The organism is Pseudomonas sp. CGJS7 (assembly GCF_036961695.1).
The window spans coordinates 45,163-67,587 of sequence record NZ_JBAMDI010000033.1 but is presented as its reverse complement, the minus strand read 5'-3'; the positions used below and the strand labels follow the sequence as shown (position 1 = coordinate 67,587).

Below are 22,425 nucleotides of genomic sequence, written 5' to 3'. Positions count from 1 at the left end.
CGCTTGCGCACGCGTCCGTGCGCGCGCCGCGCTGTGCAAGCTCTGCGCTGGCGCCTGCGGGCCTTGTTGGTCGCGCGGTGAGCGCCGCATCGCCATACAGGGAGAGACACCATGACTATCGCAAGCCATGCGCCGCGCGTGATCGCGCTCGCCGCTTGTCTGTTGGCCGCGCCGGCGTTCGCCGGCGAGGCCCGCCCGACGCCGCCGAGCGCCGGCCAGAGCCACGCCGCGGATGTTCGCTTGGGCGCGCATCTGGGCCTGTCCAAGTCGGCATGGTCCGCGCCGGTGAGCATCCGCACGCCCGATGCCGCCTACATCAAAGTCCATTTCGCCCAGTTCGATCTGCCGGCCGGCGTAGTGCTGGAAGTGTCCAACCCTCAGCGCACCGAGGTCTATCGTTACCGCAAGGGCGATTTGGGCCGGTACACCGTCGATGCTTCGCTAGGCGAAGACGGCAAGAGCCGCTTCGGCGCGATGTCGATCGCCGGCAACACCGCGGTGCTGCGTCTGACCGGCACTCCGACCGAACCGTGGGCGCCGCATCATGGCGTGCGCGTGGAGCGTTACGACGAAGGCTTCCCGCAGGAGCTGATGGGCGAGTTGAGCCAAGCGGGCCTGCTCAGCAACGGCGCGTCGACCAAATCGATCTGCGGCACCAAGGACAGCCGCCCGGTGGCGTGTTACGCGAGCAGCGACGCGACCGCGGTCGCGCGCTCCAAGCCGGTCGCGTTGATTCTGCTCAACGGCACCAAGTGGTGCACCGCGTGGCGCGTGGGCGCGGACAACCGCATCTTCACCAACAACCATTGCCTGTCCACCGCCGCCGACGTGGCCGGTTCGGAGTTCTGGTTCAACTACCAGGCCACCACCTGCAGCGGCACCACCAGCGGCACGCTGACCAAGGTGGCCGGCGACAAGCTGCTCAAGACCGATCGCACGCTGGACTACGCGCTGCTGACGGTGAAGAACTTCGCCAACATTTCCAGCTTCGGCTATCTGAGCCTGGACGTGCGCAAGCCGGTGGTCGGCGAGGAGATGTACATCAGCGGCCATCCCGATACGCGCATGAAGGAGTTGTCGGTGGTCAGCGACCGCGACGGCGGCGGCCGTTGCAAGATCATCGACGCCGATGCCGACGGTTACGGCACCGACACCGATGCGGGCTACTACTGCGATACCGAAGGCGGAAACTCCGGCTCGCCGGTGCTGGCGCGGTCGTCGCACAAGGTAGTGGCCTTGCATCACTTCGGCGGCAACTGCAACGCGGCCGCGCCCAATCGAGGCGTGAAGATGCAGTTGATCTGGCCGCAGGTGAAGTCGTTCTTCAACAACACCGTGCCGTAAGGCGAGGGGTTCGCTATTCGCCGAGGGCATCCGCTTGGTGGCGGATGCCTTCGGCGTCGTCGTGTCCGCGCGTTTCGCATCGCGGCGATGGCGTCTGAGCGTTGCGCGCCGAATGCCGTTTCCAGGCGCGCCGATGGCGACGATGAACGCAAGCCGATTAGGCGGATTTCCGCATGATTCTCGCGTAACAGCCGCAAGACGGCGCGTACTGCGTCCGGCACGATGATCGCGCAATTCCCGAGCGCGGTCGGCAAGGATTCCGCTCTTTCCGCGTCGCGATGCGTCGCTTTCATCTGCGATGGCTCAGGCGACGCGGTCACCGATGAGCGTTCAGGCCATCCATCCCGCATGCTGTTCATGCGCTTTCGATCGAGGCGAACGATGAATCCGATCCAGTCGGTGTTGAAGCTCGCAGTGCCCTTGGCGTTCGCCTGCGCGGCGTGGCCGGGCATCGCGCAAACGCAATCTGCCTCAGCGGCGACGCAGTCGCCCGCGAGCGGGCAGCTGTCCACGCAATTTTCCAATGCGGCCGGCGGACGCAGAAGCTACTTCGTCAGCCTGCCGGAGAACTACCGCAGCGACGGTTCGTATCGGCTGGTGGTGGTCTTCGCCGGCACCGACACCACCGGCGGCGAAATGCAGGATTGGTTCGGCAACGGTTGGTTGCCGCCGAAGGTGGTCGGCCTGGAGCGGTTGATGAAGGACACGATCTTCATCTATCCCGACCAGCGCTACAGTTGGGATTACGACGGCGAGCGCCTGAAGGGTTGGCGCATGGGGCCGTACGCCTCGCCCTATCAGGGCAATGCCGATATCCAGTTCACCCGCGAGCTGCTGGATCTGGCGGCGGCGAACTACGCGGTGGACAAGCAGCGGGTCTTCGCCACCGGCCATTCGTGGGGCGGCGATATGGCCGCGGTGGTCGGCTGCTTTCTCGGCGATCGTTTCAAGGCGGTGGCGCCGGTGGCGGCGAACACGCCGTTTTGGTTCGGTACGCCGAACGATCCTTCGATCTGCAAGGGCGACCCGTCGGTGTGGACGTTCTTCGGTCTGGCCGATGAGCATTTCGGCGATTCCAGTCCCGATGGCTTGTTCGGGATTCGGCAGAACGATTTCTGGCGGCAGCGGCAAGGGTGTTCCGCCGAGTATGTGGTGCCGGCGGGGTTGCCGGAGACGCGGCAGTACAAGGGCGGTGGCTGCAAGGCGAGGCTGACCTTGTATGCGGGCGGGCAGTACTCCGGTGGCGGCGACATGCCTGGGCATTCGCCGCCGGATTATTTTTTGCCGGCGGTGTCGGAGTGGTTTTTGGGGTTTTGATGCAGTTGCAGTTGCAGTTGCAGTTGCGGTTGCAGTTGCTGTTGCTGTTCCCCCCTTTGAAAAAGGGGGGCAGGGGGGATTTGCTCTTAGCCGCAACCACCGCAAATCCCCCGCGCCGCCAGTGTCGAATGAGCCCTCGTGCATGCGTCGGGCGCTAGCCCCCTTTTGCAAAGGGGGCGTTGTTGGCGCTGGCGATGGAAAAACGATCAGGCAAAAGAAAACCCGCCATGTAGGCGGGTTCGCTTCTGAAGGCTCTTGGCTTTGGATCCCCGCTTTCGCGGGGATGAAGCAATGGCAAAGGCATTTGCGCTATGCGCAAATGCGCCATTGCTTCACTTGATCTTGCCTTCCTTGTAGATCACATGCTTACGAACGACGGGGTCATACTTCTTGACCTCCATCTTCGCCGGGGTGTTCTTCTTGTTCTTGTCGGTCGTGTAGAAGTGACCGGTGTTCGCCGTCGAGATCAGGCGGATCTTGTCGCGCTTGGAAGCCATGGTTCGATCCTCCTCAGATCTTTTCGCCGCGGGCGCGGAGTTCGGCGAGGACGGAATCGATGCCGTTCTTGTCGATGGTGCGCAGGGCGTGAGCGGAAACGCGCAACTTCACCCAACGGTTCTCACTGGCGACCCAGAAGCGGCGCTCGTGCAGGTTGGGGAGGAAACGGCGGCGGGTTTTGTTCATGGCATGCGAGACGTTGTTGCCAGTCGTCGTTCGCTTGCCCGTTACTTGGCATACGCGGGACATTACGCACCTCGAAAGGAGTCTTGCTTCCCTTGGCCAGGGAGGCGGCGGCCCCGACACCGCGTTCTTTCGAAGGCCGGCGCCGCGCGATACAGGTAAGGAATTCACGCGGCACGTGGCGGTCCGGAATCGCGCTTCCGGGGCCGCCCGGTGATGCCCCTAAGGGCAGCCGGACGCAGCGAGCCGCGCATTATGCCGGCAAAGATCAGGCCGATCAAGCACTTGCCCGGCTGGGCGCGCGCCGGCTCGGATCCTGCGACGGGCGGCGGCTAGAGTGGCCGCCTCATCCGCCACGGAGCGCCGCCATGACCGATCGCACAGCGTCCTGCGACTGCGGCCAACTCAAGGTCCATTGCCAGGGCGAACCGGTCCGGATCTCGGTCTGCCACTGCCTGTGCTGCCGCCGCCGCACCGGCAGCGCGTTCGGCTGGCAGGCCCGGTTCCCGCGCGAAGCGGTGACGATCGAGGGCGAGTCGCACGAATACATGCGACGTGGCGACAGCGGCAGCGCCGCCCGCTTCGGTTTCTGCCCCGGCTGCGGCTCGACCGTGTTCTGGCGGGCCGAAGGCTTGGAGGCGTTCGTCGCGGTCGCGGTCGGCGCCTTCGCCGAGCCGGACTTCCCGCCGCCGCAGGTGTCGGTCTACGACGACCGCCGTTCGCGCTGGGTCGGGCTGCCGCCGGGCTGCCAGATCATCGACTGAGCGCCGCGCCGCCTCAGTGGTCGGCGCGGTCGCGCTTCCAGCCGCGGTGCTTGATGTCCAGATACAGGCTGTAGGCGGCGGTGAAGGCCGGGAACAGGTTCTGGATCACCCCGACCGAGTCCTGCTTCTGCGAAAACACGAAATAGCTCAGGGTCATCGCGCTGCCGACCAGGCTCATGTACCAGAACGCACGCGGGATCACCGGCTTGCCGTGGCGCTTGCTGGCGATGAACTGGACCAGCCAGCGCCCGCCGAACATCAACGCGCCGACCAGGCCGATCAGCTTCCACGGCGACATGTGCAGGCCGGTCCAGGCCAGCCAGGCGATCGGCGAGTTCATGAAGTCCATGCGCGCTGCCTCAGCGTTCGACGATCTGAGTGAGCTTGCCGCGGCGGATCAGCCAGGCCACCCCGCGCAGGTCGCTGATGCCGACCAGGGCGCGGCCCAGATTGTTGTACTTGGACACGCCGGCGCCGCGCGGGCGGTGGTTGACCGGCACGCTCAGGGTCTTCCAGCCGGCGCGCTGCATCAGCGCGGGCAGGTAGCGGTGCATGTGGTCGAAGTAAGGCAGCTCCAGGAACGCGGCGCGCTCGAACAGCTTGATCCCGCAGCCGGTGTCGGGGGTGTCGTCGCGCAGCATGCGGCTGCGGATCGCGTTGGCCCACTTGGACGCCCAACGTTTGCTGCCCGAATCCTGGCGGTTGACCCGCCAGCCGGCGAACAGCTTCACCTCCGCCGGGGACTCGGCGCGCTTGGCCAGCAGCTTGGGGATGTCGGCCGGGTCGTTCTGGCCGTCGCCGTCCAGGGTCGCGATCCAGGCGCCGCGCGCGGCCTTGACCCCGCTGCGCACCGCGGTGCTCTGGCCGCTCTGGCTCACGTGGTGCAGCACGCGCAGCTCCGGCACGCCGGTTTTCAACGCTTCCAGCGCAGCCAGGGTGCCGTCGCGGGAGTGGTCGTCGACGTAGACGATCTCGAAATCGGCGACCCCGCGCAGGGCGGTGACGATTTCCTGGACCAGGGGCGCGACGTTGTCCTGTTCGTTGAACACCGGGACGACGACGGACAGCTGCGGCGATTGCGTCATGTACGAAGCTCTTGAGTGATGCGGGGTGGCGCTGGGGAGCCGGGCTATTTCAGCCCGCCGGCTTGTCGGCGCGCAGTGATGGCGCGCCGATGGGTCCGGTCCTGGCGCGATCCATACCGGGGCGATGAAACCATCGAGGCGTTAAAGCACGATGAGCCGCCGGACCGTTACTGCCAAGCAGAAAGCCAGGAAAGCTTAAGCCTCGGGGCAGCGCGAGTGAACGGCCCGGGCAGCAAGGCGGCCGCGGGAGCATGAATGCGCGAACGTCGGAGAAATGTCGGTGTGGCGGCGGTCACGTCGCCCCGTCGGCGCCACCCCGAAAAGGCGCCAAGCGGTCCGATAGTGCCTGTTTCAGGGGGCAACGTCAGGCATCGTCGCCGAAATACTCCCGGCACCATTCCACCACCCGGGGCAGCCCGAGTTCGATCGCCGTGGCCGGTTCGAAGCCGAAGGCGGCGTGGGCGCGCGCGGTGTCGGCCATGGTTTCGACCATGTCGCCGGGCTGCATCGGCTTGTAGACCTTTTGCGCCGGCCGGCCGGCGGCGGTCTCGATGACCTGGATGAAGCGCTCCAGCTCGACCGGGGTGTGATTGCCCAGGTTGAACACCCGGTGCGGCGGCTCGGATTCATGGCCGCCGGCGGACTCGGGCGGATGATCCAGCGCGCCGATCACCCCGGCGACGATGTCGTCGATGTAGGTGAAGTCGCGGCGCATCTTGCCGTGGTTGAACACGTCGATCGGCCGCCCGGCCAGCACCGCGCGCGAGAACAGCAGCGGCGCCATGTCCGGCCGGCCCCACGGACCGTAGACGGTGAAAAAGCGCAGGCCGGTCGAGCGCAGGCCGTACAGATGCGCGTAGGTGTGCGCCATCAGCTCGTTGGCGGCCTTGGTCGCCGCGTACAGCGAGCGCGGCTGGTCGATGCGCTGGTCTTCGGAAAACGGCGGGGTGGCCGAATCGCCGTAGACCGACGAGGAACTGGCATAGGCCAGATGCTGGACGCCGCGATGGCGGCACAGTTCCAGCATGTTGACGAAGCCGACCAGATTGCTGTCGACGTAAGCGTGCGGATTGCTCAACGAGTAACGCACGCCGGCCTGCGCGGCCAGGTGGATCACCCGTTCGAACGCGAATTCGTCGAACAACGCGGCCAGACCGTCGCGGTCGGTCAGGTCGAGCGCGCGGATGTCCACGTCCGCGCACAGCGCGGCGACGCGGTCGCGCTTGATTTGCGGATCGTAGTAATCGTTGTAGTTGTCCAGGCCGACGACAGCGCGGCCCTGCGCGCGCAGCGCCTTGCAGACGTTGGCGCCGATGAAGCCGGCCGCGCCGGTGACTAGGATGGTCATTGCAGGGGGAGTGGGCCGAGAAGGCCTGAAGTTTCGCTCAGTTCTGCGTTACCGCGCATGACGGCGGCGGCGAAATCGTCGGCGCCATCGTCGAAGCGTGGCGCGCGTCTGTTGTTTCGGCTTGCGGCGGCGCCGGTCGCGTTGCCGCGCCGGCCGCCGCGCATCGTGCCGCGCTTATTGCACCGCGACTTGCTTGGCCAGGGCGAAGCCCTCGTTGAGCTGCTCGGCGCTGGCCGCGTCGATCCACACGTAGACCTTGATCTTGCTCTTGGGCTTGTCGCCCGGCAGGTTGACCAGGGTTTCGCGCGAGAACGGACGCACGTTGTTGACCGTTTGCTTGGTGAACCACTGCACCTGCTGCGCGCCGACCGTGCCCTTCTCGGCGCGGGCCTTCTTGGCCGGCTTGAAGGTGCGGCTGCCCAGGTAGACGCCGAAGCCGCTGCCCGAGCCCAGGCTGGAGGGCAGTTCGAGGTAGCAGATCGTGTAGTTGGCGCCTTGGCGCTGATTCCACTTCAACTCGGGGTTCTTGAGGTCCGGGCACGTGCCGGTCTGCGCCCAAGCCATAACCGGTGCCAGCAACAATGCGGCGGCGGCCATCCCTTTCATGTGCATCTCCTTCTCGGTGGTGTGGTTCGTAATGCGGCGACGACGCTTCGCGTCCGCCCAGGCGGTGCCTTGGCAGGACGTATCGGTGACGGGGGAAGCAACAGTTTAGTGGATTACCCCGATCCCGCCGGCGTGGATCGTCACAGGACGGCCCTTGCTCCGGCACGCCGTGGCGGCGGTGGTTGCAGGCTAGTGGCAAACAATGGAGCCGGTGCTCAAGCCGCGTTGGGGGGATTGCGGTCCGAGGTCGGGTCGTTGGCTTGGCTCGATTCGCTGCGGACGCCCTGAGGCTTCGTTCCCCTAGGGCGTGAAGATGAGTGCCGTCTCGTGGCCCTCACCCCAACCCCTCTCCCGCAAGCGGGAGAGGGGCTCAAAGCAGCGGCGTGTTGTGCCCTTCTCCCGCTTGCGGCGACCGAAGGGAGTGCAAGGCTGAGAAGGTGCCCGAAGGGCGGATGAGGGGCGATCAGGTCGCGAGAACGATCGTTGCAGTACCTCTCCCGAAAGCGGAAGAGAGGCTAAGGCGACTCAAGCCTCAACCTTGCCCCGCAATTTCTCCAACACCCCATCCAGCGAATCCAGATCGGTGTAATGGATCACCAGCCGCCCCTTGCCGCCGCGGCCGTGCAGAACATTGACCTTGGTGTTGAGCGATTCCGACAGCTCGCGCTCGAGCGTGGCGATGTCGGCCTGCGGCTTGGCCTTGGCCGGCTTGGGCTTGCCGGCCACCGGCACCTTGCCGGCGGCCAGTTGCTGCACCCGGTGCTCGACGTCGCGCACCGACCAGCCCAGTTCGGCGGCCTGACGGGCGAGCGCGATCGCCGCCTGCGGCTGCAGGGTCAGCAGGGCGCGGGCGTGGCCCATTTCCAGGGCGCGGGTTTCCACCAGCACCCGGATCTCGCCCGGCAGCTCCAGCAGACGCAGCAGGTTGGACACCGCCGCGCGCGAGCGGCCCACGGCCTCGGCGGCCTGGGCGTGGGTGAGGTCGAATTCGTCGATCAGGCGGGTCAGCGCCTGCGCTTCTTCCAGCGGATTGAGGTCTTCGCGCTGGATGTTCTCGATCAGCGCCATCGCGACCACGGTGCGGTCGTCGACTTCGCGGATCACCACCGGGATTTCGCTCAGCCCGGCCAGGCGCGAGGCGCGCCAGCGGCGTTCGCCGGCGATGATTTCGTAGGTCTTGCCGCCCTTCTCGCCGATCTCGCGCACCACGATGGGCTGGATCACGCCCTGGGCCTTGATCGACTCGGCCAGCTCGGCCAGCTTGTCTTCGTCCCAGTGCTTGCGCGGCTGGTACTTGCCGGCGCTGAGCGAATCCACCGGCAGGTTGCGCAGCAGGTCGCCGGGCTGGGCTTCGACCAGGGTCGGCGCCTCGGCGGCGGCCTTCGGGCCGAGCAGGGCTTCCAGGCCGCGGCCCAGGCCGCGTTTCTTGGCGGGATTGCTCATGCCGGGGTCTCCGCGCTGGCGGCGGGCTGTGGGGTCTTGGCCGCGGCCTTGGCGGCCTGGTCGCGTTCGCGCTGGCGGCGCAGCACTTCGCCGGCCAGGCCCATGTAGGCGATGCCGCCGCGGCTGGCCTTGTCGTAACCGACGATGCTCTGGCCGTAGCTCGGCGCCTCGGCCAGGCGCACGTTGCGCGGCACGATGGTGCGGAACACGCGGTCGCCGAAGTGGGTGGTCAGTTCGGCCGAAACGGCATTGGCGAGGTTGTTGCGCACGTCGAACATGGTGCGCAACACGCCTTCGATTTCCAGTGAAGGATTCAGCTTGGCCTTGAGCGCCTCGATGGTGTCGACCAGGGCGCTCAGGCCTTCCAGGGCGTAGTACTCGCACTGCATCGGCACGATGATCGAATCGGCCGCGGTCAGCGCGTTCAAGGTCAGCAGCGACAGCGCCGGCGGGCAGTCGATGATGATGAAATCATAGTTACCGCCCAGCGGGGTCAGCGCTTGCTTGAGCCGCTGCTCGCGATCGTCCTGGTTCATCAGGCTGATCTCGGCCGCGGTCAGGTCGATGTTGCCGGGCAGCAGGTCGAACTCTTCCGGCGCGCGCACGATGGTCGCGGCGGCGTCGGCCTCGCCCAGCAGCACGTCGCAGACCGAGTCCTCGAGCTGGCGCTTGTCCACGCCGCTGCCCATGGTCGCGTTGCCTTGCGGGTCCAGGTCGACCAGCAGCACGCGCTTGGGCGTGCGTGCGAGCGCTGCGGCCAGATTGACCGCGGTGGTGGTCTTGCCGACCCCGCCTTTTTGATTGGCGACGGCGATGATGCGGGCCATGCGGCTCGTCCCCTGCTGTTGCGGAAGGATTGGAAGTAACGGCGGCGGCCGAGGCCCGGCGCCGGCCGGACTGGGGATTATGCCCGAGTCGGGATTAGGGATTCGGGATTGCGGATCGGGGCCGGCAGGGGCGCCGCGCGGCCGGTCGAAGCGGCCGGCCCAGGCCCTATTGCCGCTGCACCACCACCATATGCCGCTCCGCCGCCAGCCCCGGCACCGCCATCGGGTCGAGCGAGCGCACCCGCCAGCCCGGCGGCAGCGCGGCGATCTCTTCGTCCGGGCGCACGCCCTTCATCGCCAGCAGCACCCCGTCGGGTTTGAGCAGGTGGCCGCCCAGTTCCAGGATCAGCGGGATGGTGGCCAGGGCGCGGGCGGTGATGGCGTCGTAGCCGCCGGGTTCGGCGAACGCCTCGATCCGCGATTCGGCCACCCGCGCCTGCTTCAGGCCGAGCTGGCGCAAGGCCTCGCGCATGAAGCGGGCCTTCTTGCCGTTGCTCTCGACCAGGGTCACCCGCAGGCCGGGTTTGACGATCGCCAGCGGAATGCCGGGCAGGCCCGCGCCGGTGCCCAGGTCGGCCAGCGCGCCGCCGCGCGCGGCCAGCTCGTCGACGTAGCGGTGCATGGCCAGCGAATCGAGCAGGTGCTTGCCGACCATTTCGCGCGGATCGCGCACGGCGGTGAGGTTGTAGGTGCGGTTCCAGCGCGCCAGCAGCGCCAGATAGTCCAGCAGCGGCGCCGACAGCGCCGGGTCGAGCGCGAGCGCGGACAGGCCGGATTCGAGCTCGGCGCGCAGCTCGGGAGGGAGCGAGACGGGGGTATTCATCGGCGCGATTATCGCCGAACCCGGCGCCGCGCCGCCGCCGCGGCCGTTGCGGCCGTTATTGGGGCTCCGCCCGCCACGCCAGCGCGCCCAGATAGCCCGGCCCGGGCACGATCTCCTGCAGCCGCCACTGCGCCGGCTCGCCCAGTTCCGGATCGCATTCGGCCAGGCGCAGCCCGTCGGCGTCGGGCTCGAAACGCAGCCGGTCCAGTCCGAACGACAGGCCGTGCCCGTGCGCCTTGAGCACCGCTTCCTTGGCGCACCACAGGCGCAGGAAGGCGCGGTCGCGGTCCTCGTGCCCGGCCAGCCACAGCGTTTCGGCCGGGGTGAAATAGCGCCGCGCGATTTCGACCGCGCGCGGCCGCCGATGCACGCGCTCCAGATCGACCCCGACCCGGGCTCGATGGGCCAGCGCGATCAGCAGGCGCTCGCCGCTGTGGCTCCAGTTGCAGTCGAACTCGGCGTGCGGCGGGTCCAGGTGCGGGCGTTGGCGCGCATCGCGCGACACGCTCAGCGCGGGATCGCCGAGCTGGGTGGCCAGCCAATCGCGCGCCGTCGGCTGCGCCGCTTGCCCGTGCGGGTGCGGCAGCCAGGTCCAGCGCAGCGCGCCGGGGTCGAGCGCTGCGGCGGGGCCAGATGAACGACCGGACAGGGACATGAACGAGAACGGGCTTGGCGGGCGGCGGGCCGTTCAGCGTAAGCTAAACGCCAGGGGATCGGGTTCGAACACGGACGCAAAGCGCGGGGGCGCGGCGTCTTTATCTGAAGCCAGCGCGGCGGTCGGCGACCGCCGTCAGCGTGCGATCAGGCGGACCCGGGCAAGTTGCAGGGCAATGATGGCGGCCGCGGCCGCGGGATAACTACACCGATGTCAGCGGTTTTCGATCCGAGCCAGGTTCCGGTCAGCCAGGGTCTTGCGCGCACCACCCAGCCGATGGATCTGGTCGCCGGCGCGTCCGATCGTTTGCTGGCGTTCGGCGCCGGGCCGGGCATCGATCGCGCGCGGTTCGAACGCGAAGTGCGTGCGCTCGCCGCCGCGCTGCCGCAGGCCGGTTACGCGGTCAATCTGTGCGAGAACCGCTACCGCTTCCTGGTCGCGTTGTGCGCGGTGGCCCTGCGCGGACAGACTAATTTGTTGCCGTCCTCGCGCGCGCCGGCGGCGATCGACGATGTGCTGGCGCGTTATCCCGACAGCTACTGCATCGGCGATCTGGCTTTGGAGCCGTTGCCGCCGCGCTATCTGCGTCTGCCCGACGTGCTGGAGCAAGCCGAAGGCGAGCGCTTGCGGGTCGATCCCGACGCGTTGCTGGCGATCGGTTTCACCTCCGGCAGCACCGGCCAGCCCAAACCCAACCACAAGACCTGGCGCGCCTTCGCCACCAGCACCGCGCAGAACCTGGCCGCGTTGCACGATCTGCTGCGCGTCGACGCGATCACGCCGCTGGTCGCGACCGTGCCGCCGCAGCACATGTACGGCATGGAGATGTCGGTGCTGCTGCCGCTGCTGGGCTCGGTGGCGGTGCACGCGCGCCGGCCGTTCTTTCCCGGCGACGTCGCCCGCGCGTTGAGCGATGCCGATGCGCCGCCGCTGCTGGTGACCACGCCGGTGCATCTGCGCGCGCTGATCGAATCGGAAGTCGAATTGCCGGCGTTGGCCGGCATCGTATCGGCGACCGCGCCGTTGCCGGTGGAACTGGCGCAAGCCGCCGAACGCCGCTACGGCTGCGAAGTGCGCGAAGTGTTCGGCTCCACCGAAACCTGCGTGTTCGCGCGCCGGCGCACGGCGCTTGAAACCGCGTGGACGCCGTTGCCCGGCGTGCGGGTGTGCCCGCAACCCGACGGCAGCGCGATCCACGCGCCACACTTGCCCGAGCCGGTGGTGCTGGCCGATCTGATGGAAGTCGAAAGCGACGGCCGCTTCGTCCTGCGCGGGCGCAGCGCGGATCTGCTGGAGATCGCCGGCAAGCGCGCTTCGCTCGGCGATCTGACCCGCAAGCTGATCGCCATCGACGGCGTCCGCGACGGCGTGGTGTTTCAGCTCGACGCCGCCGATCACTTCGGCGTGCGCCGCATCGCCGCGCTGGCGGTGGCGCCGGGGCTGGACGAGGCGCGGATCCTGCACGCGTTGCGGCAAAGCATCGACCCGGTGTTTCTGCCGCGCCCGCTGCGCTGCGTGAGCGCGTTGCCGCGCAACGAAACCGGCAAGCTGCCGCGCCACGCGCTGGAAGCGATGCTGCACGACACCCAATAGCCCCCGCTCCGAATGCCGCGGCACGCCGCCTGTGGCAGCGGCGTCCCACAGGGATTTCCTTCGGTCACAAGCCGCGACCGCGAATCGACAGCGACGACGCAAGCTTGAACGCCTGACCGACACGCCAGGCAACCCGCTTCATCCCTGCTCGTTCACACATCGCAACGCCCCGCGTTTTCTTCACGCGATGGCGATGCTCATTCGACGTCGCCATCACGTCGCGCGACCCACACTGCGGTCATCCCCATTCAGGGGGCAGCGATCGTCGGCGTTCAGGCGCGGCGTCGCGCATCGACTAGCGAACCGCGAGGAGAAGGCATATGAGCATTACCGGTTTGATCGTGTGGCTGGTGGTCGGCGGCGTAATCGGCTGGATCGCCAGCATGATCATGCGCACCGACGGTCAGCAGGGCATCATCCTCAACATCGTCGTCGGCATCGTCGGTTCGTTCCTCGGCGGCTGGCTGGGCGGTTTGCTCGGCATCGGCGCGGGCACCATCAACAGCGGCGCGTTCAATCTGCCGGGCTTGTTGCTGTCGCTGGTCGGCGCGGTGGTGTTGCTGGCGATCGTGAATTTGTTCCGGCGCGGACGCGTGCGCTGAAGACGTCGCGCGAACGCGCTTAAGCGCCGGTTTTCGCGAGCGAGAGAAAACGCCCGGCTTCGGCCGGGCGTTTTCGTTTTCGTTATCCAGCGCGTTGTGGTGCGCGCTTGCTTTGCGAGCAAGCACGCGCGAACCGACTCCGCGCAACGCGCGATGAATGTGTGGCGGCGACTGCGTTGCCGAAAGCTTCGAAAGGATTCGATCGAATGCACCGCGCGCTTTGGATCGCGCAGCGCGCATCTCACGACGACATCGCCAATCGCGCGAACTTCGACAAGCGCCGAATCGGTGCGCAAAAAAAAGTTGATGCAATCGGCTGAGCGATCGCGACGCGCGACATCGCCGCTCACCAACGACCGCGTTCGCCGCAATCGGCCCGGCTTGATTCAAAAGACAGGCTAGGTGCCTAAGCGGAAACCTACTTATGTAAATAAAGTGTCATTTATTTACCATATTTATGACATATAGCGCGATTTATGTGTGATGGAAGTCAATTTCATATGTAGGGTAGACACAATTCTGAAACAGTTGGTAGCGTCGATCCCGCTGGTTATCGCGGTCCGCGTTCAATCAGCGTCAACCCAAAAATAAGGAGATACACATGGATAAGAAGAGCCAGGAACTGGATCTGCGCAACCTCGACATCGTCACCGAGGTCTCCGCTAAGGCTGCCGGCGTTGATGTCAGCGAACCGTTCGAAATCTGGACCATCACGTTCAACCCGCACACCAATCCGCGCGTGGCCTGATCCGGCCCCTCGCGTTTGATTGCGGATGCGGGACCGGTTGATCCGGTCCCGCATTTAAAAACAGGAATGCGCCTCGCGCGCCGGGTCAATGGACGACTACGTTAGTAAATGAGCAGCTTCGCCGCCTCGAAATTCAGCCGGATACTCGGCTCGCAAAAGCCCGAGGCGCTGATAGTCGCGATCACTCTCGCCTTCGTTTTGGCGATATCGCTGCCGCTGCGGCTGATCGCCATCCACGATTACGTGGACGATGTGGAAGGCGCGATCATGACCGACGAGCCGCCGGTCAAGCTCATTTCCGAAGACCAGTACCTGATCAGCCGCGCCTATCGCCAACTGGGCGAACGGGTCGAACGCGGCGAACTGTTGGTGCAGTTGGACGGCGCCAAGCAGCGGGTCGGTCTCAGCAAGCTGGAGCAATCGCTGGAAAGCAAGCAGTTGCAGCTCAAATACGATGAGCAGTCGCTGCTGACCATCCAGAACAAGCTAGCCATCAATCGCCGCATCGTCGACGGCAAGATCCGCCTGGCCCGGATCGAGGACGAGGAAATCCGCCTGGCGGTCGAGCTGGACGCCAAGGGCAAGAAAGCCGCGGGCGAAATCGAGCGCCTGTCCGAGCGCATCCTGGCCAAGACCATTCCCGCCCTGGACAGCCCGGCGATCTCGCAGATCGAGAAGGCCAAGATCCTGTCCACCGCGCACTCGGACCTGCGCCAGATGCATCAGGTCACCGCCGAGGCGCAGGCCAATATCCACAAGCGCGAGCGCGAAGGCCTGCGCACCGAGATCGAGGTCGCCGAGCTGCAGAAAGAGCGCTCCGACCTGGAACTCTCGCACACCGACGCCGAGCGCGGCATCGCCGCGTTGCGTGCGGAGATCGGCACCCTGGTCAAGGAGCGCGAACAGATCAACGACGCCCTGACCCGGCTGGAGATCCGTTCGCCCACCCGCGGCACGGTGATCCGGGTCTCGCCGAACCTGCAGAACGCCAATCTGGTCGAGAAAGCCGAGGAGCTGTACCTGATCCAGCACGAGGGCTCCAAGCTGGAGGCCGAGCTGGTGCTGACCGATGAGCAGTACAAGGACGTCAAACCCGGGCAGAAGGTCAATCTGGAGCTGTACGCCTGGAACCACTACAAGCACGGCGCGGTGCGCGGAACGATCTTCTTCGTCTCCAAAAGCAAGGTCATGCCGCAGATGTACCCGTCCAAGAGCCCGATCTTCGTGGCGCGGGCGCGGATCGATCCCGGCCAGAGCCTGACGATCCAGCCCGGCTACAGCTTCAAGGCGCGGGTGATGCTGGAAAAGATCAGCCTGTTCGAGTTCATCCTCAAGAAGATCCGGTTCGAATGAAAAGGAATGGGTTCTTCGCCAGGTTCGGAGCGGCCGCGCGTTTGCGCACGCTGAACAAATGCGCCGAGCGCCAGCTGGCCAACAACGATTGCGGCCTGGCGGTCAGCAAGTCGGCGTTGAACTTCTGCGGCGTGTCGGTGGCGCGCCACGAGTTGCGCGAGGCGCTGTCGTTCGACGAAGAGGGCAGCAGCTTCGAGGACATCAAGCGCACCCTGGAAGGCCACGGCGTGGAGTGCGTGTACCGCATCATCGAGACCTCCAGCCTGTCGTTGGACGCGCTCGAGGCGGTGCTGCCGTGCATCGTGATGGTCGAGTCCAAGCGCCGCAATCACTACCTGCTGCTGCACTCGCTCTCGCCCACCGGCGTGTACGTGCTCGACCCGCAGAAGGGCTATTTCGAAGACCGCAAGCTGGATTTCCTGCGCGACACGCTCAGCCGCATCACCTCCACGGTCAACGAAGAGGCCACCCTGGCCTTCGTCAGCAGCTACAACCTGCGCCGCTGCGAAGAACTGGGCATCGCCTACGACCCGCGCAAGCCGCGCGCGGGTTTGATCATGGACTACAACAAGATCGTCTACTTCGAGTCGCTGGTGGAGCGGCTGGGGCTGGAGGACCGCCGGCAGAAGGCCGAGTACCTGTCCGAACTGCTGGCCAGCGCCGACGACTCGGTGATTCCATCGCGCTTCAAGACCTTCCGCGTCGACACCGAGCAATTCATCGCCAAGGCGCCGCTGGCGCTGAGCTTCCGCTCCGGCCAGAAGCCGGTGCTGAGCGAGGAATCCAGCGGCGCCGAGCCGATCCAGCGCCTGCTGCTGCGCATGCTCGACGCCGACGAACAACGCGCCAACCTCAAGCGGATGTTCGTGCTCGGCGTGGCCGGATCGCTGATCTCGTTGCTGATCGTCTACGCCAACCAGATTCTGGTCGATGAGGTCATCCCCTCGCGCGAGCTGTCCACGCTGTACGCCTTCGTGACCATGCTGCTGCTGTTCCGGCTGTTCGAACTCAGCCAGAACCTGATGAAGTCGTACGTGGAAGTGAGTCTGGGCAAGACCATGGACCAGTGGTTGTGCCAGAACCTGCACGAGAAGCTGATCTATTCGAGCTTCGAGTCGATCTCCAGCTACAGCCGCGGCGAGCTGTCGCTGCGCCTGAACGACCTGCTGCGGATCAAGACCATCGTCTCGGTCTTCATCAACGACTACATCTTCAGCTTCGTCACCTTCGTGCTCGCCTTCTGCATGGCGTCCTACATCAGCGTCAAGGTCAGCCTGGTGATCGTGCTGGTGTCGGCGTCCTACGCCTACATCCTCGGCAAGACCGTGGCCTATGTGAAGTCGATGGAAAGCCGGCGCTTCTCCGAGAAGAGCCAGGTGGTGAACTCGCTGATCAACATCGTCGAAGGCCATGCGGTGATCGCCAAGAACCACGGCGAAAGCGTGTTCCTGGACGATCAGCGGATCAAGGTCGAGAAGTTTCTGGACGTGCAGTTCAAGGGCATGCTGGCCTCGCAGCTGCTGGTCTACATCCCGCGCTTCATCGCCATCATCGGCAGCCTGTTCGTGGTCCTGATCAGCGCCAAGTCGCACATCCTCGACGGCGAGCTGTCGCTGGGCGAGATCTTCACGCTGATCGCGCTGTCGGAAATGTGCTTCGTCGCCCTGCGCACGATCCTGCGCACCAAGCTGAACCTGCAGGAGCAGGCGGTGGTGGTCGAGCGCTATTTCGACCTGATCAACATCGAACAGCGCAAGCGGCCGGACGTGGACCACGACCGGGTCCAGGCGATGAACATCCGCGGGCTCGAATACCAGTACCCGGCCTCGAATTTCCGGATCAAGGTGCCGGAGCTGAGTCTGCGCGCCGGCGACCGGGTGCTGCTGACCGGCAGCAACGGCTCGGGCAAGTCGACTTTCCTGAAGATCATCTCCGGCATCCTGCAGAAGAACGTCGGCGGGTCGATCGAGTTCCTCGGCGAGAACGGCCTGCCGATCTCGCGCGATCAGGGTCTGCTGCGGGTCGCGCTGATCCGCGCCGAGGACAAGATCTTCAGCGAAACCATCGGCTTCAACATCACCCTGAGCAACGAGCGCGGCGGCAAGCGGATCTACGAGTTCGCGCGCAAGGTCGGCGCCGACGATTTCATCTCGCCGGTGGTGTACCCGCTGGACACGGTGATCCACGACCAGGGCGGAAACCTGTCGACCGGGCAGAAGCGCAAGCTGCTGATCCTGCGGGTGCTGTTCTCCAAGGCCGACGTGATCATCTTCGACGAGATCTTCCGCGGCATCGACGCGGATTCAAAACGCAAGATCGTGCAGACCCTGAACGAGATATCGGACCGCAAGATCGTCATTTACACGACCCACGAAGAACTGGACCAGCTGTCGATCACCAAGAAAATCGAAATTTCGGGCGGCTGCGCGGTCGAGTACGCCTGATCGGCCATCAAGGAGAGGCCTGGTGCGATGAACGAATCCCAGCGATTGCTGCGCCTGCATCCGGCGCTGGAGTACCAAGACGGCGATGACGGCCGGATCGTGGTCAGCGTGCGCCGCGGCGCCTCGACCACGCGCTACACCGTCAACGCCGCGATCCGCGACTTCCTTGAATGTTTTCGCCAGCCCGCGAGCCTGGAGCAGGTCGCCGACCGGATGGCCGCCGACGGGTACGAGCGCGCCCAGGCGATGCGCTTGGGCGAGAAGATCGTCAAGACGCCGATGCTGGAATTCGCCGAAGCGCAGCAGGGCGAGGACGCGGCCGAGCGCAGGATCCAATCGCTGGGGCTGCGGATCGAGGCGCGGTTGAAGGAGCGCAAGTACGACGGCGTGTACCGGGTGCGCGGCGCGGACGGCGCGCTGCGGGTGCTCAAGCTGCTGCATACCCGCGGCAAGGGCAGCAACGGTACGGCGATCCGCAAGCGCCTGCGCAACGAGTTCGAGATCCTGCGGGCATTGGACGCGGTCGAGGGCGTGGTCGATCCGCACGACTTCGACGAACGCGGCGGCGATTACTTCAGCATGCGCCATGTCGACGGCACCCCGCTGCTGGACCGCAAGTACGAATCGCTGGACAAGGCGCTGGGGCAATGCCGCCGGGTCGCCGAGATCGTTTCGGCGGTGCATGCGCGCGGCGTGGTCCACGGCGACATCCACACCTCCAATTTCCTGCGCGACGACGCCGGTCGCATCACCCTGATCGACTTCGACTGCTCGTTCCGTCCGGGCCAGGGCTACGTGCCCCGAGTCGGCGGTGCGGTCCACTTCATGCCGCCGGAGCGGGTGGTGCGCTCGTGGCACGACAAGACCATGAAGGCCGCGGATTTCCGCTCCGACGTCTATCAGTCGGCGGTGGTGATGTATGCGGTGCTGACCGAAGACCTGCCTTACCGCGGCGCGACCTTGAGCGAGCTGTCGCGCAACATCGCCGCCGGCGAATACCGGCCGCTGCAACGCGCGCGCTGCGGCACGCCGGTGCCCGCGGCGGTGCGCGAGGCCATCCACGGCGCGCTCGACGCCGATCCCGGCAACCGTCCCCAATGCCTGAAGGAGCTGATGCATGTCTTCGCATGACACCGAAGCGATGGAGTTCCTGCAGGCCCCGGACGGCGAGGGCGGCGGCGGCTTCACCGGGTTGGCCGACCTGTTGAGCCCGCTGGGCGAGCAGCGCTTCGCCGAAGAATTCGCCGAGAAGAAACCGTTCTTCATCAAGCGCAACCGGGTCGGCTATTTCGATCCGGTGATCTCGCTGGAACAGATCGGCGATCTGCTGTCGTCGGTGGTGTTCTACGAAAGCGAAGTGCGGGTGGCCAAGGACGGCGGCATCGTCCCCAACTCCGCCTACTGCAACAGCGGCACCGTCAACCGGGCGAAGATCTGGAGCCAGTACCGCTCCGGCGCGACCCTGGTGTTCGAGCACCTCAGCCGCAAGCACGCCGGCCTGCTGCGGTTGATGAGCGCTTGCGAGCAGTCGCTGATGGTGCCGTGCCGGGCCAACGCGTACATCACCCCGCCGTCCTCGCGCGGGTTCAATCTGCACTACGACACCCACGACGTGCTGATCCTGCAAGTCTCCGGCAGCAAGCTGTGGCGGGTCCACGACTCGCCGCTGGCGTTGCCGCACGAGGAACAGAGTTTCCGCCCGGAGTGGGCGCAACGCTCCAGGCTGCTGGCCGAGATCAATCTGGAACCCGGCGACGTGCTGTACCTGCCGCGCGGTTACATCCACGGCGCCAGCACCAACCACGACACCTCCTTCCACGTCACCATCGGCATCCGCAGCGTCACCCTGCGCGATGTCTACGCCACCGCGTTGCGGCGCGCGCTGATCGCCGATCCGGCGATGCGTCCGGTCGCGCTGTTCCAGGTGGCGTCGACGGATGTGGACGCGCTGCGGCGCTCGCTGCTGGAACGGGTGGACTCGGTCGATCTGCTCGGCGCGCTGCGCGATGCCGAGGTCAGCTTCCTGCGCAAGCGCGGCCGGCCGTTCGACGGGCGCCTGATGCAGGTGGTGCAGCAGGGCGATATCGAACTGGACACGCGCTTGCGGGTCAGCCCGGGCGCGATCTTCAGCGCGTTCGAGCACGATCGCAGCGTGACGGTGAAGTTCGACCGCCGCTCGATCACCTTGCCGTCGGGCGTGCGTCCGGCGCTGGATTTCGTCAAGACCACGCCGGCGTTCCGGCCGGCCGATCTGCCCGGGCTGGAGCAGGAAAGCCGGTTGATCTTCGCCCGCACCCTGTTTTCCGCGCGCGTGATCGAGCGTGCCGCATGAAGGAGGACGCGATGGAGCTGCAACTGGACGAATTCGAAGCCGGCCCCGACGACGGCGGGATCGATCTGGCCGACTTCCACGGGCTGCTGGCGCCGGTGTCGGCCGAGCGCTTCCAGGCCGAGTATTGGCAGAACAAGCCGCTGCTGATCCGCGGCCGCCTGCGCCGGTCGATCCAGCGCGTGCTGAGCTTGCCGCTGATCGACGCGCTGCTCGGGCAGGCGGTGCTGCGGCCGACCGATCTGCGCGCGTCCAAGGATCACCATCCGGCCGAGCGCGACCGTTTGTTCCCGGAAGGCGTGGCCGACAAGCAGGCGGTGTTCGATCTGTTCGGCGAAGGCTATTCGTTGATCTTCGACCAGATCGACCGCCATCTGCCGGCGCTGGGCGCGGTGATGTACGCCTGGGAAACCGCGCTCAAGCAGCCGGTGCGGGCCAATGCGTTCCTGACTCCGCGCAGTTCGCGCGGCTTCAATCGCCACTTCGATACCCACGACGTGGTGGTGGTGCAGGTGCACGGCAGCAAGGTCTGGGACGTATGCGACAGCCCCCTGCCGCTGCCGCACGAGGATCAGCAGCACCTGTCCAGCCATCACGGCGCGCGCGCCGCGCTGATCCGTCAGGTCGAGCTGCAACCCGGCGACGTGCTGTATCTGCCGCGCGGCTTCGTCCACGGCGCCCAGGCCAATGCCGGCGACACCCTGCATCTGAGCGTGTCGATCCGCAACCGCGCCCTGCGCGAAGTGCTGGCGGCCGGGCTGCGCGAACAAGTGTTGCGCACGCCCGCGCTCAAGGCCGGGTTGCGCTTCGACACCGACGCGGCGCCGCGGATCAAGCGCGAGCTGTTGGCGGCGGTCGAGCGGATCGATGTCGGCGCCGCGCTGGCCGACCTGGGCGCGGCCTTCCTCGGCCAGCGCCAGCGCGTGGACAACCGCTTGAGCGAGTTCGAGGCCGCGCGCGCGCTGCGCCCGGAAAGCCGGCTGCGCTTCGCGCCGCAGGCGTGGCTGGAAACCGTCGAGGACGCCGAAGGCATCAGCGTGATCGCCAACGGCGAGCGGATCCGCTTCGCCGGCGGCGACGAGCGCTTGCTCGCCGCACTGCGGTCGCGCACGCCGTTTTTGGCCGGCGAGTTTCCTTGCGCGGCCGGCCAAGAGCCGTTGGCGGCCGCGCGCGATCTGTATCTGTCGGGCGTGCTGCGCGCCGACGACACCGATGTTCGGGTCTGAAACCAAGGAGTGGCGACAATGAGCAACGCACTGGAAATCATCGAGCCCCAAGGCCCGCACGGACAGTTCCGTTTCGACGGATTCGATTCGATGGTCCATCCCAAGACCACCGAGGAGTTCTACAGCCAGTACTGGGAGCAGCGGCCGTTCTTCGTCCGCCGCGACGCGCCCGGCTATTTCGATTCGCTGCTGACCTTGGCCGATGTCGACCGTTACCTGGGCACCAAGGCCTTGCACGCCTCGGAGATCCGCATCGTCAAGGGCGGCGTGGACAAGCGCTTCGAAGACTATTCCAAGGACGGCATCGCCGACGCGGCGCAGATGATGGCCGCGTTCCGCACCGGCTCGATGCTGCTGCTGTCGCACATGAACCGCCATCACCCGCCGCTGGCCGAGCTGCTGAGCCGCTGCGAGGCGCAGACCCATGTGCCGATGCGCGCCAACGCCTACCTCAGCCCGCCCGGATCGACCGGGTTCAAGCTGCACTGGGATACCCACGACGTGCTGGTGCTGCAGATCTCCGGCGCCAAGAAGTGGCACATCTACGACAATCCGCTGCCGCTGCCGCACGAAGAGCAGATGTCCGAGCTCAAGCATTGGGTCGGCCAGGCCAACAAGATCGACGAGATCGCGATGCGCCCGGGCAGCGTGCTGTTCCTGCCGCGCGGTTATGTGCACGGCGCCGAAGCCGAGGACGAACATTCCCTGCACATCACCTTCGGCCTGCGCAGCCTGACCGTGGCCGATATCGTGCTGCGCGAGTTCCGCCGCGCCTCGCTGGAGGATGAGGACATGCGCAAGGTCGCCCGGCTCGGCGACTACGCCGATCCGGCCAGCGCCGAGCGCGCGCGCCAGGCGCTGCGGCGGGTGATCGAATCGATGGACCTGCAAGGCGCGATCGACGAAGTGCACAAGTCGTTCATCCGCAGCCGCCAGCCGCCACGCCTGGGCGCGCTGCTGGAGATCACCGGCCAGAGCGCGATCGATCACGCCACCGAGCTGCGGCTGCGCGAAGACGCGTTGTACAAGGTGTTCAAGAACGCGGACGGAATCAGTCTGGCAGTCGACGGGACGGTGTTGAATTTCCCCGGCGGCATCGAGACCGCGATCGATTACGTGGTCGAGCACAAGCGCTTCACGCCCGGGTCGTTGCCGGGGCTGGAGCACGAAAGCAAGCTGCTGTTCTCGCGTTCGATGCTGGATTGCCGGCTGGTCGAACGCGCGCAAGCCGCGTGAG

The 22,425-nt window shown here is 66.3% G+C and carries 22 protein-coding genes; 12 read left to right on the top strand and 10 right to left on the bottom strand.

Annotation, left to right across the window (positions count from 1 at the left end; translation table 11 throughout):
- Positions 1-111 precede the first annotated feature (111 nt).
- On the top strand, positions 112-1,344 hold the full coding sequence (locus tag V7787_RS20535) for a trypsin-like serine peptidase (protein WP_336089400.1): 1,233 nt from the start codon (positions 112-114) through the stop codon (positions 1,342-1,344).
- 381 nt (positions 1,345-1,725) lie between these two features.
- Positions 1,726-2,661, top strand: coding sequence for an alpha/beta hydrolase family esterase (locus V7787_RS20530; protein ID WP_336089399.1), 936 nt, complete (start codon positions 1,726-1,728; stop codon positions 2,659-2,661).
- 332 nt (positions 2,662-2,993) lie between these two features.
- Here V7787_RS20530 and rpmG read toward each other — a convergent pair whose 3' ends face one another.
- Positions 2,994-3,158 (bottom strand): 50S ribosomal protein L33, encoded by a 165-nt coding sequence (gene rpmG / locus V7787_RS20525; protein ID WP_031370656.1) that lies wholly within the window; start codon positions 3,156-3,158, stop codon positions 2,994-2,996.
- A 13-nt stretch (positions 3,159-3,171) separates the two neighbouring features.
- Entirely contained in the window at positions 3,172-3,408 is a 237-nt protein-coding gene (rpmB, locus tag V7787_RS20520; RefSeq protein WP_057916198.1) for a 50S ribosomal protein L28, read from the bottom strand.
- 302 nt (positions 3,409-3,710) lie between these two features.
- Between rpmB and V7787_RS20515 the strand changes: the two genes are divergently transcribed.
- Positions 3,711-4,106: a GFA family protein gene (locus V7787_RS20515; RefSeq protein WP_336089396.1), complete on the top strand. Its 396-nt coding sequence runs from the start codon at positions 3,711-3,713 to the stop codon at positions 4,104-4,106.
- A gap of 13 nt (positions 4,107-4,119) precedes the next feature.
- Here the strand turns inward: V7787_RS20515 and V7787_RS20510 are convergent, their stop codons facing one another.
- The 8 genes from V7787_RS20510 to V7787_RS20475 all read right to left on the bottom strand — a co-directional run bounded on the left by V7787_RS20510 (position 4,120) and on the right by V7787_RS20475 (position 10,893).
- On the bottom strand, positions 4,120-4,455 hold the full coding sequence (locus V7787_RS20510) for a lipid-A-disaccharide synthase N-terminal domain-containing protein (RefSeq protein WP_336089395.1): 336 nt from the start codon (positions 4,453-4,455) through the stop codon (positions 4,120-4,122).
- Between the two features lie 10 nt (positions 4,456-4,465).
- On the bottom strand, positions 4,466-5,191 hold the full coding sequence (locus tag V7787_RS20505; protein ID WP_336089394.1) for a glycosyltransferase family 2 protein: 726 nt from the start codon (positions 5,189-5,191) through the stop codon (positions 4,466-4,468).
- A 364-nt stretch (positions 5,192-5,555) separates the two neighbouring features.
- Positions 5,556-6,539 (bottom strand): NAD-dependent epimerase/dehydratase family protein, encoded by a 984-nt coding sequence (locus tag V7787_RS20500; RefSeq protein ID WP_336089393.1) that lies wholly within the window; start codon positions 6,537-6,539, stop codon positions 5,556-5,558.
- A gap of 174 nt (positions 6,540-6,713) precedes the next feature.
- Positions 6,714-7,145: a hypothetical protein gene (locus V7787_RS20495; RefSeq protein ID WP_336089392.1), complete on the bottom strand. Its 432-nt coding sequence runs from the start codon at positions 7,143-7,145 to the stop codon at positions 6,714-6,716.
- Positions 7,146-7,670: 525 nt separating this feature from the next.
- On the bottom strand, positions 7,671-8,588 hold the full coding sequence (locus tag V7787_RS20490) for a ParB/RepB/Spo0J family partition protein (protein ID WP_336089391.1): 918 nt from the start codon (positions 8,586-8,588) through the stop codon (positions 7,671-7,673).
- Positions 8,585-9,415 carry a ParA family protein gene (locus tag V7787_RS20485; RefSeq protein ID WP_336089390.1) on the bottom strand — a complete coding sequence of 277 codons (831 nt, stop codon included), beginning with the start codon at positions 9,413-9,415 and terminating at the stop codon, positions 8,585-8,587. The genes V7787_RS20490 and V7787_RS20485 overlap by 4 nt, the downstream gene beginning before the upstream one ends.
- A gap of 166 nt (positions 9,416-9,581) precedes the next feature.
- Complete coding sequence (gene rsmG, locus V7787_RS20480; protein WP_336089389.1) at positions 9,582-10,238, bottom strand: 16S rRNA (guanine(527)-N(7))-methyltransferase RsmG; 657 nt, start codon at positions 10,236-10,238, stop codon at positions 9,582-9,584.
- 55 nt (positions 10,239-10,293) lie between these two features.
- Positions 10,294-10,893, bottom strand: a complete 600-nt coding sequence (locus tag V7787_RS20475; RefSeq protein ID WP_336089387.1) for a 4'-phosphopantetheinyl transferase family protein — start codon at positions 10,891-10,893, stop codon at positions 10,294-10,296.
- Positions 10,894-11,103: 210 nt separating this feature from the next.
- Between V7787_RS20475 and V7787_RS20470 the strand changes: the two genes are divergently transcribed.
- The 9 genes from V7787_RS20470 (at position 11,104) to V7787_RS20430 (ending at position 22,424) form a co-directional block, all read left to right on the top strand.
- Positions 11,104-12,486, top strand: a complete 1,383-nt coding sequence (locus V7787_RS20470) for an AMP-binding protein (protein WP_336089386.1) — start codon at positions 11,104-11,106, stop codon at positions 12,484-12,486.
- Between the two features lie 320 nt (positions 12,487-12,806).
- Entirely contained in the window at positions 12,807-13,088 is a 282-nt protein-coding gene (locus V7787_RS20465) for a GlsB/YeaQ/YmgE family stress response membrane protein (protein WP_336089385.1), read from the top strand.
- Between the two features lie 601 nt (positions 13,089-13,689).
- Positions 13,690-13,836, top strand: a complete 147-nt coding sequence (locus tag V7787_RS20460) for a hypothetical protein (RefSeq protein ID WP_336089384.1) — start codon at positions 13,690-13,692, stop codon at positions 13,834-13,836.
- A 108-nt stretch (positions 13,837-13,944) separates the two neighbouring features.
- Positions 13,945-15,189 carry an HlyD family efflux transporter periplasmic adaptor subunit gene (locus tag V7787_RS20455; RefSeq protein WP_336089383.1) on the top strand — a complete coding sequence of 415 codons (1,245 nt, stop codon included), beginning with the start codon at positions 13,945-13,947 and terminating at the stop codon, positions 15,187-15,189.
- Entirely contained in the window at positions 15,186-17,633 is a 2,448-nt protein-coding gene (locus V7787_RS20450) for an ATP-binding cassette domain-containing protein (RefSeq protein WP_336089382.1), read from the top strand. The genes V7787_RS20455 and V7787_RS20450 overlap by 4 nt, the downstream gene beginning before the upstream one ends.
- Positions 17,634-17,660: 27 nt before the next feature.
- Complete coding sequence (locus V7787_RS20445) at positions 17,661-18,764, top strand: serine/threonine protein kinase (RefSeq protein ID WP_336089381.1); 1,104 nt, start codon at positions 17,661-17,663, stop codon at positions 18,762-18,764.
- On the top strand, positions 18,751-19,965 hold the full coding sequence (locus V7787_RS20440; RefSeq protein ID WP_336089380.1) for a cupin domain-containing protein: 1,215 nt from the start codon (positions 18,751-18,753) through the stop codon (positions 19,963-19,965). Before V7787_RS20445 ends, V7787_RS20440 begins: the two co-directional genes overlap by 14 nt.
- The gene (locus V7787_RS20435; protein WP_336089379.1) at positions 19,962-21,188 is read left to right on the top strand and encodes a cupin domain-containing protein; all 1,227 of its coding nucleotides are present in this window, start codon (positions 19,962-19,964) and stop codon (positions 21,186-21,188) included. Before V7787_RS20440 ends, V7787_RS20435 begins: the two co-directional genes overlap by 4 nt.
- A gap of 18 nt (positions 21,189-21,206) precedes the next feature.
- Positions 21,207-22,424, top strand: a complete 1,218-nt coding sequence (locus V7787_RS20430) for a cupin domain-containing protein (protein WP_336089378.1) — start codon at positions 21,207-21,209, stop codon at positions 22,422-22,424.
- The last annotated feature ends 1 nt before the right edge of the window (position 22,425 follow it).

Excerpts from the sequence above, each read along its gene's own strand:
- V7787_RS20535 (WP_336089400.1), top strand. The coding sequence starts at position 112 with ATGACTATCGCAAGCCATGCGCCGCGCGTGATCGCGCTCGCCGCTTGT.
- V7787_RS20530 (WP_336089399.1), top strand. The coding sequence starts at position 1,726 with ATGAATCCGATCCAGTCGGTGTTGAAGCTCGCAGTGCCCTTGGCGTTC.
- rpmG (WP_031370656.1), bottom strand. The coding sequence starts at position 3,158 with ATGGCTTCCAAGCGCGACAAGATCCGCCTGATCTCGACGGCGAACACC.
- rpmB (WP_057916198.1), bottom strand. The coding sequence starts at position 3,408 with ATGTCCCGCGTATGCCAAGTAACGGGCAAGCGAACGACGACTGGCAAC.
- V7787_RS20515 (WP_336089396.1), top strand. The coding sequence starts at position 3,711 with ATGACCGATCGCACAGCGTCCTGCGACTGCGGCCAACTCAAGGTCCAT.
- V7787_RS20510 (WP_336089395.1), bottom strand. The coding sequence starts at position 4,455 with ATGGACTTCATGAACTCGCCGATCGCCTGGCTGGCCTGGACCGGCCTG.
- V7787_RS20505 (WP_336089394.1), bottom strand. The coding sequence starts at position 5,191 with ATGACGCAATCGCCGCAGCTGTCCGTCGTCGTCCCGGTGTTCAACGAA.
- V7787_RS20500 (WP_336089393.1), bottom strand. The coding sequence starts at position 6,539 with ATGACCATCCTAGTCACCGGCGCGGCCGGCTTCATCGGCGCCAACGTC.
- V7787_RS20495 (WP_336089392.1), bottom strand. The coding sequence starts at position 7,145 with ATGAAAGGGATGGCCGCCGCCGCATTGTTGCTGGCACCGGTTATGGCT.
- V7787_RS20490 (WP_336089391.1), bottom strand. The coding sequence starts at position 8,588 with ATGAGCAATCCCGCCAAGAAACGCGGCCTGGGCCGCGGCCTGGAAGCC.
- V7787_RS20485 (WP_336089390.1), bottom strand. The coding sequence starts at position 9,415 with ATGGCCCGCATCATCGCCGTCGCCAATCAAAAAGGCGGGGTCGGCAAG.
- rsmG (WP_336089389.1), bottom strand. The coding sequence starts at position 10,238 with ATGAATACCCCCGTCTCGCTCCCTCCCGAGCTGCGCGCCGAGCTCGAA.
- V7787_RS20475 (WP_336089387.1), bottom strand. The coding sequence starts at position 10,893 with ATGTCCCTGTCCGGTCGTTCATCTGGCCCCGCCGCAGCGCTCGACCCC.
- V7787_RS20470 (WP_336089386.1), top strand. The coding sequence starts at position 11,104 with ATGTCAGCGGTTTTCGATCCGAGCCAGGTTCCGGTCAGCCAGGGTCTT.
- V7787_RS20465 (WP_336089385.1), top strand. The coding sequence starts at position 12,807 with ATGAGCATTACCGGTTTGATCGTGTGGCTGGTGGTCGGCGGCGTAATC.
- V7787_RS20460 (WP_336089384.1), top strand. The coding sequence starts at position 13,690 with ATGGATAAGAAGAGCCAGGAACTGGATCTGCGCAACCTCGACATCGTC.
- V7787_RS20455 (WP_336089383.1), top strand. The coding sequence starts at position 13,945 with ATGAGCAGCTTCGCCGCCTCGAAATTCAGCCGGATACTCGGCTCGCAA.
- V7787_RS20450 (WP_336089382.1), top strand. The coding sequence starts at position 15,186 with ATGAAAAGGAATGGGTTCTTCGCCAGGTTCGGAGCGGCCGCGCGTTTG.
- V7787_RS20445 (WP_336089381.1), top strand. The coding sequence starts at position 17,661 with ATGAACGAATCCCAGCGATTGCTGCGCCTGCATCCGGCGCTGGAGTAC.
- V7787_RS20440 (WP_336089380.1), top strand. The coding sequence starts at position 18,751 with ATGTCTTCGCATGACACCGAAGCGATGGAGTTCCTGCAGGCCCCGGAC.
- V7787_RS20435 (WP_336089379.1), top strand. The coding sequence starts at position 19,962 with ATGAAGGAGGACGCGATGGAGCTGCAACTGGACGAATTCGAAGCCGGC.
- V7787_RS20430 (WP_336089378.1), top strand. The coding sequence starts at position 21,207 with ATGAGCAACGCACTGGAAATCATCGAGCCCCAAGGCCCGCACGGACAG.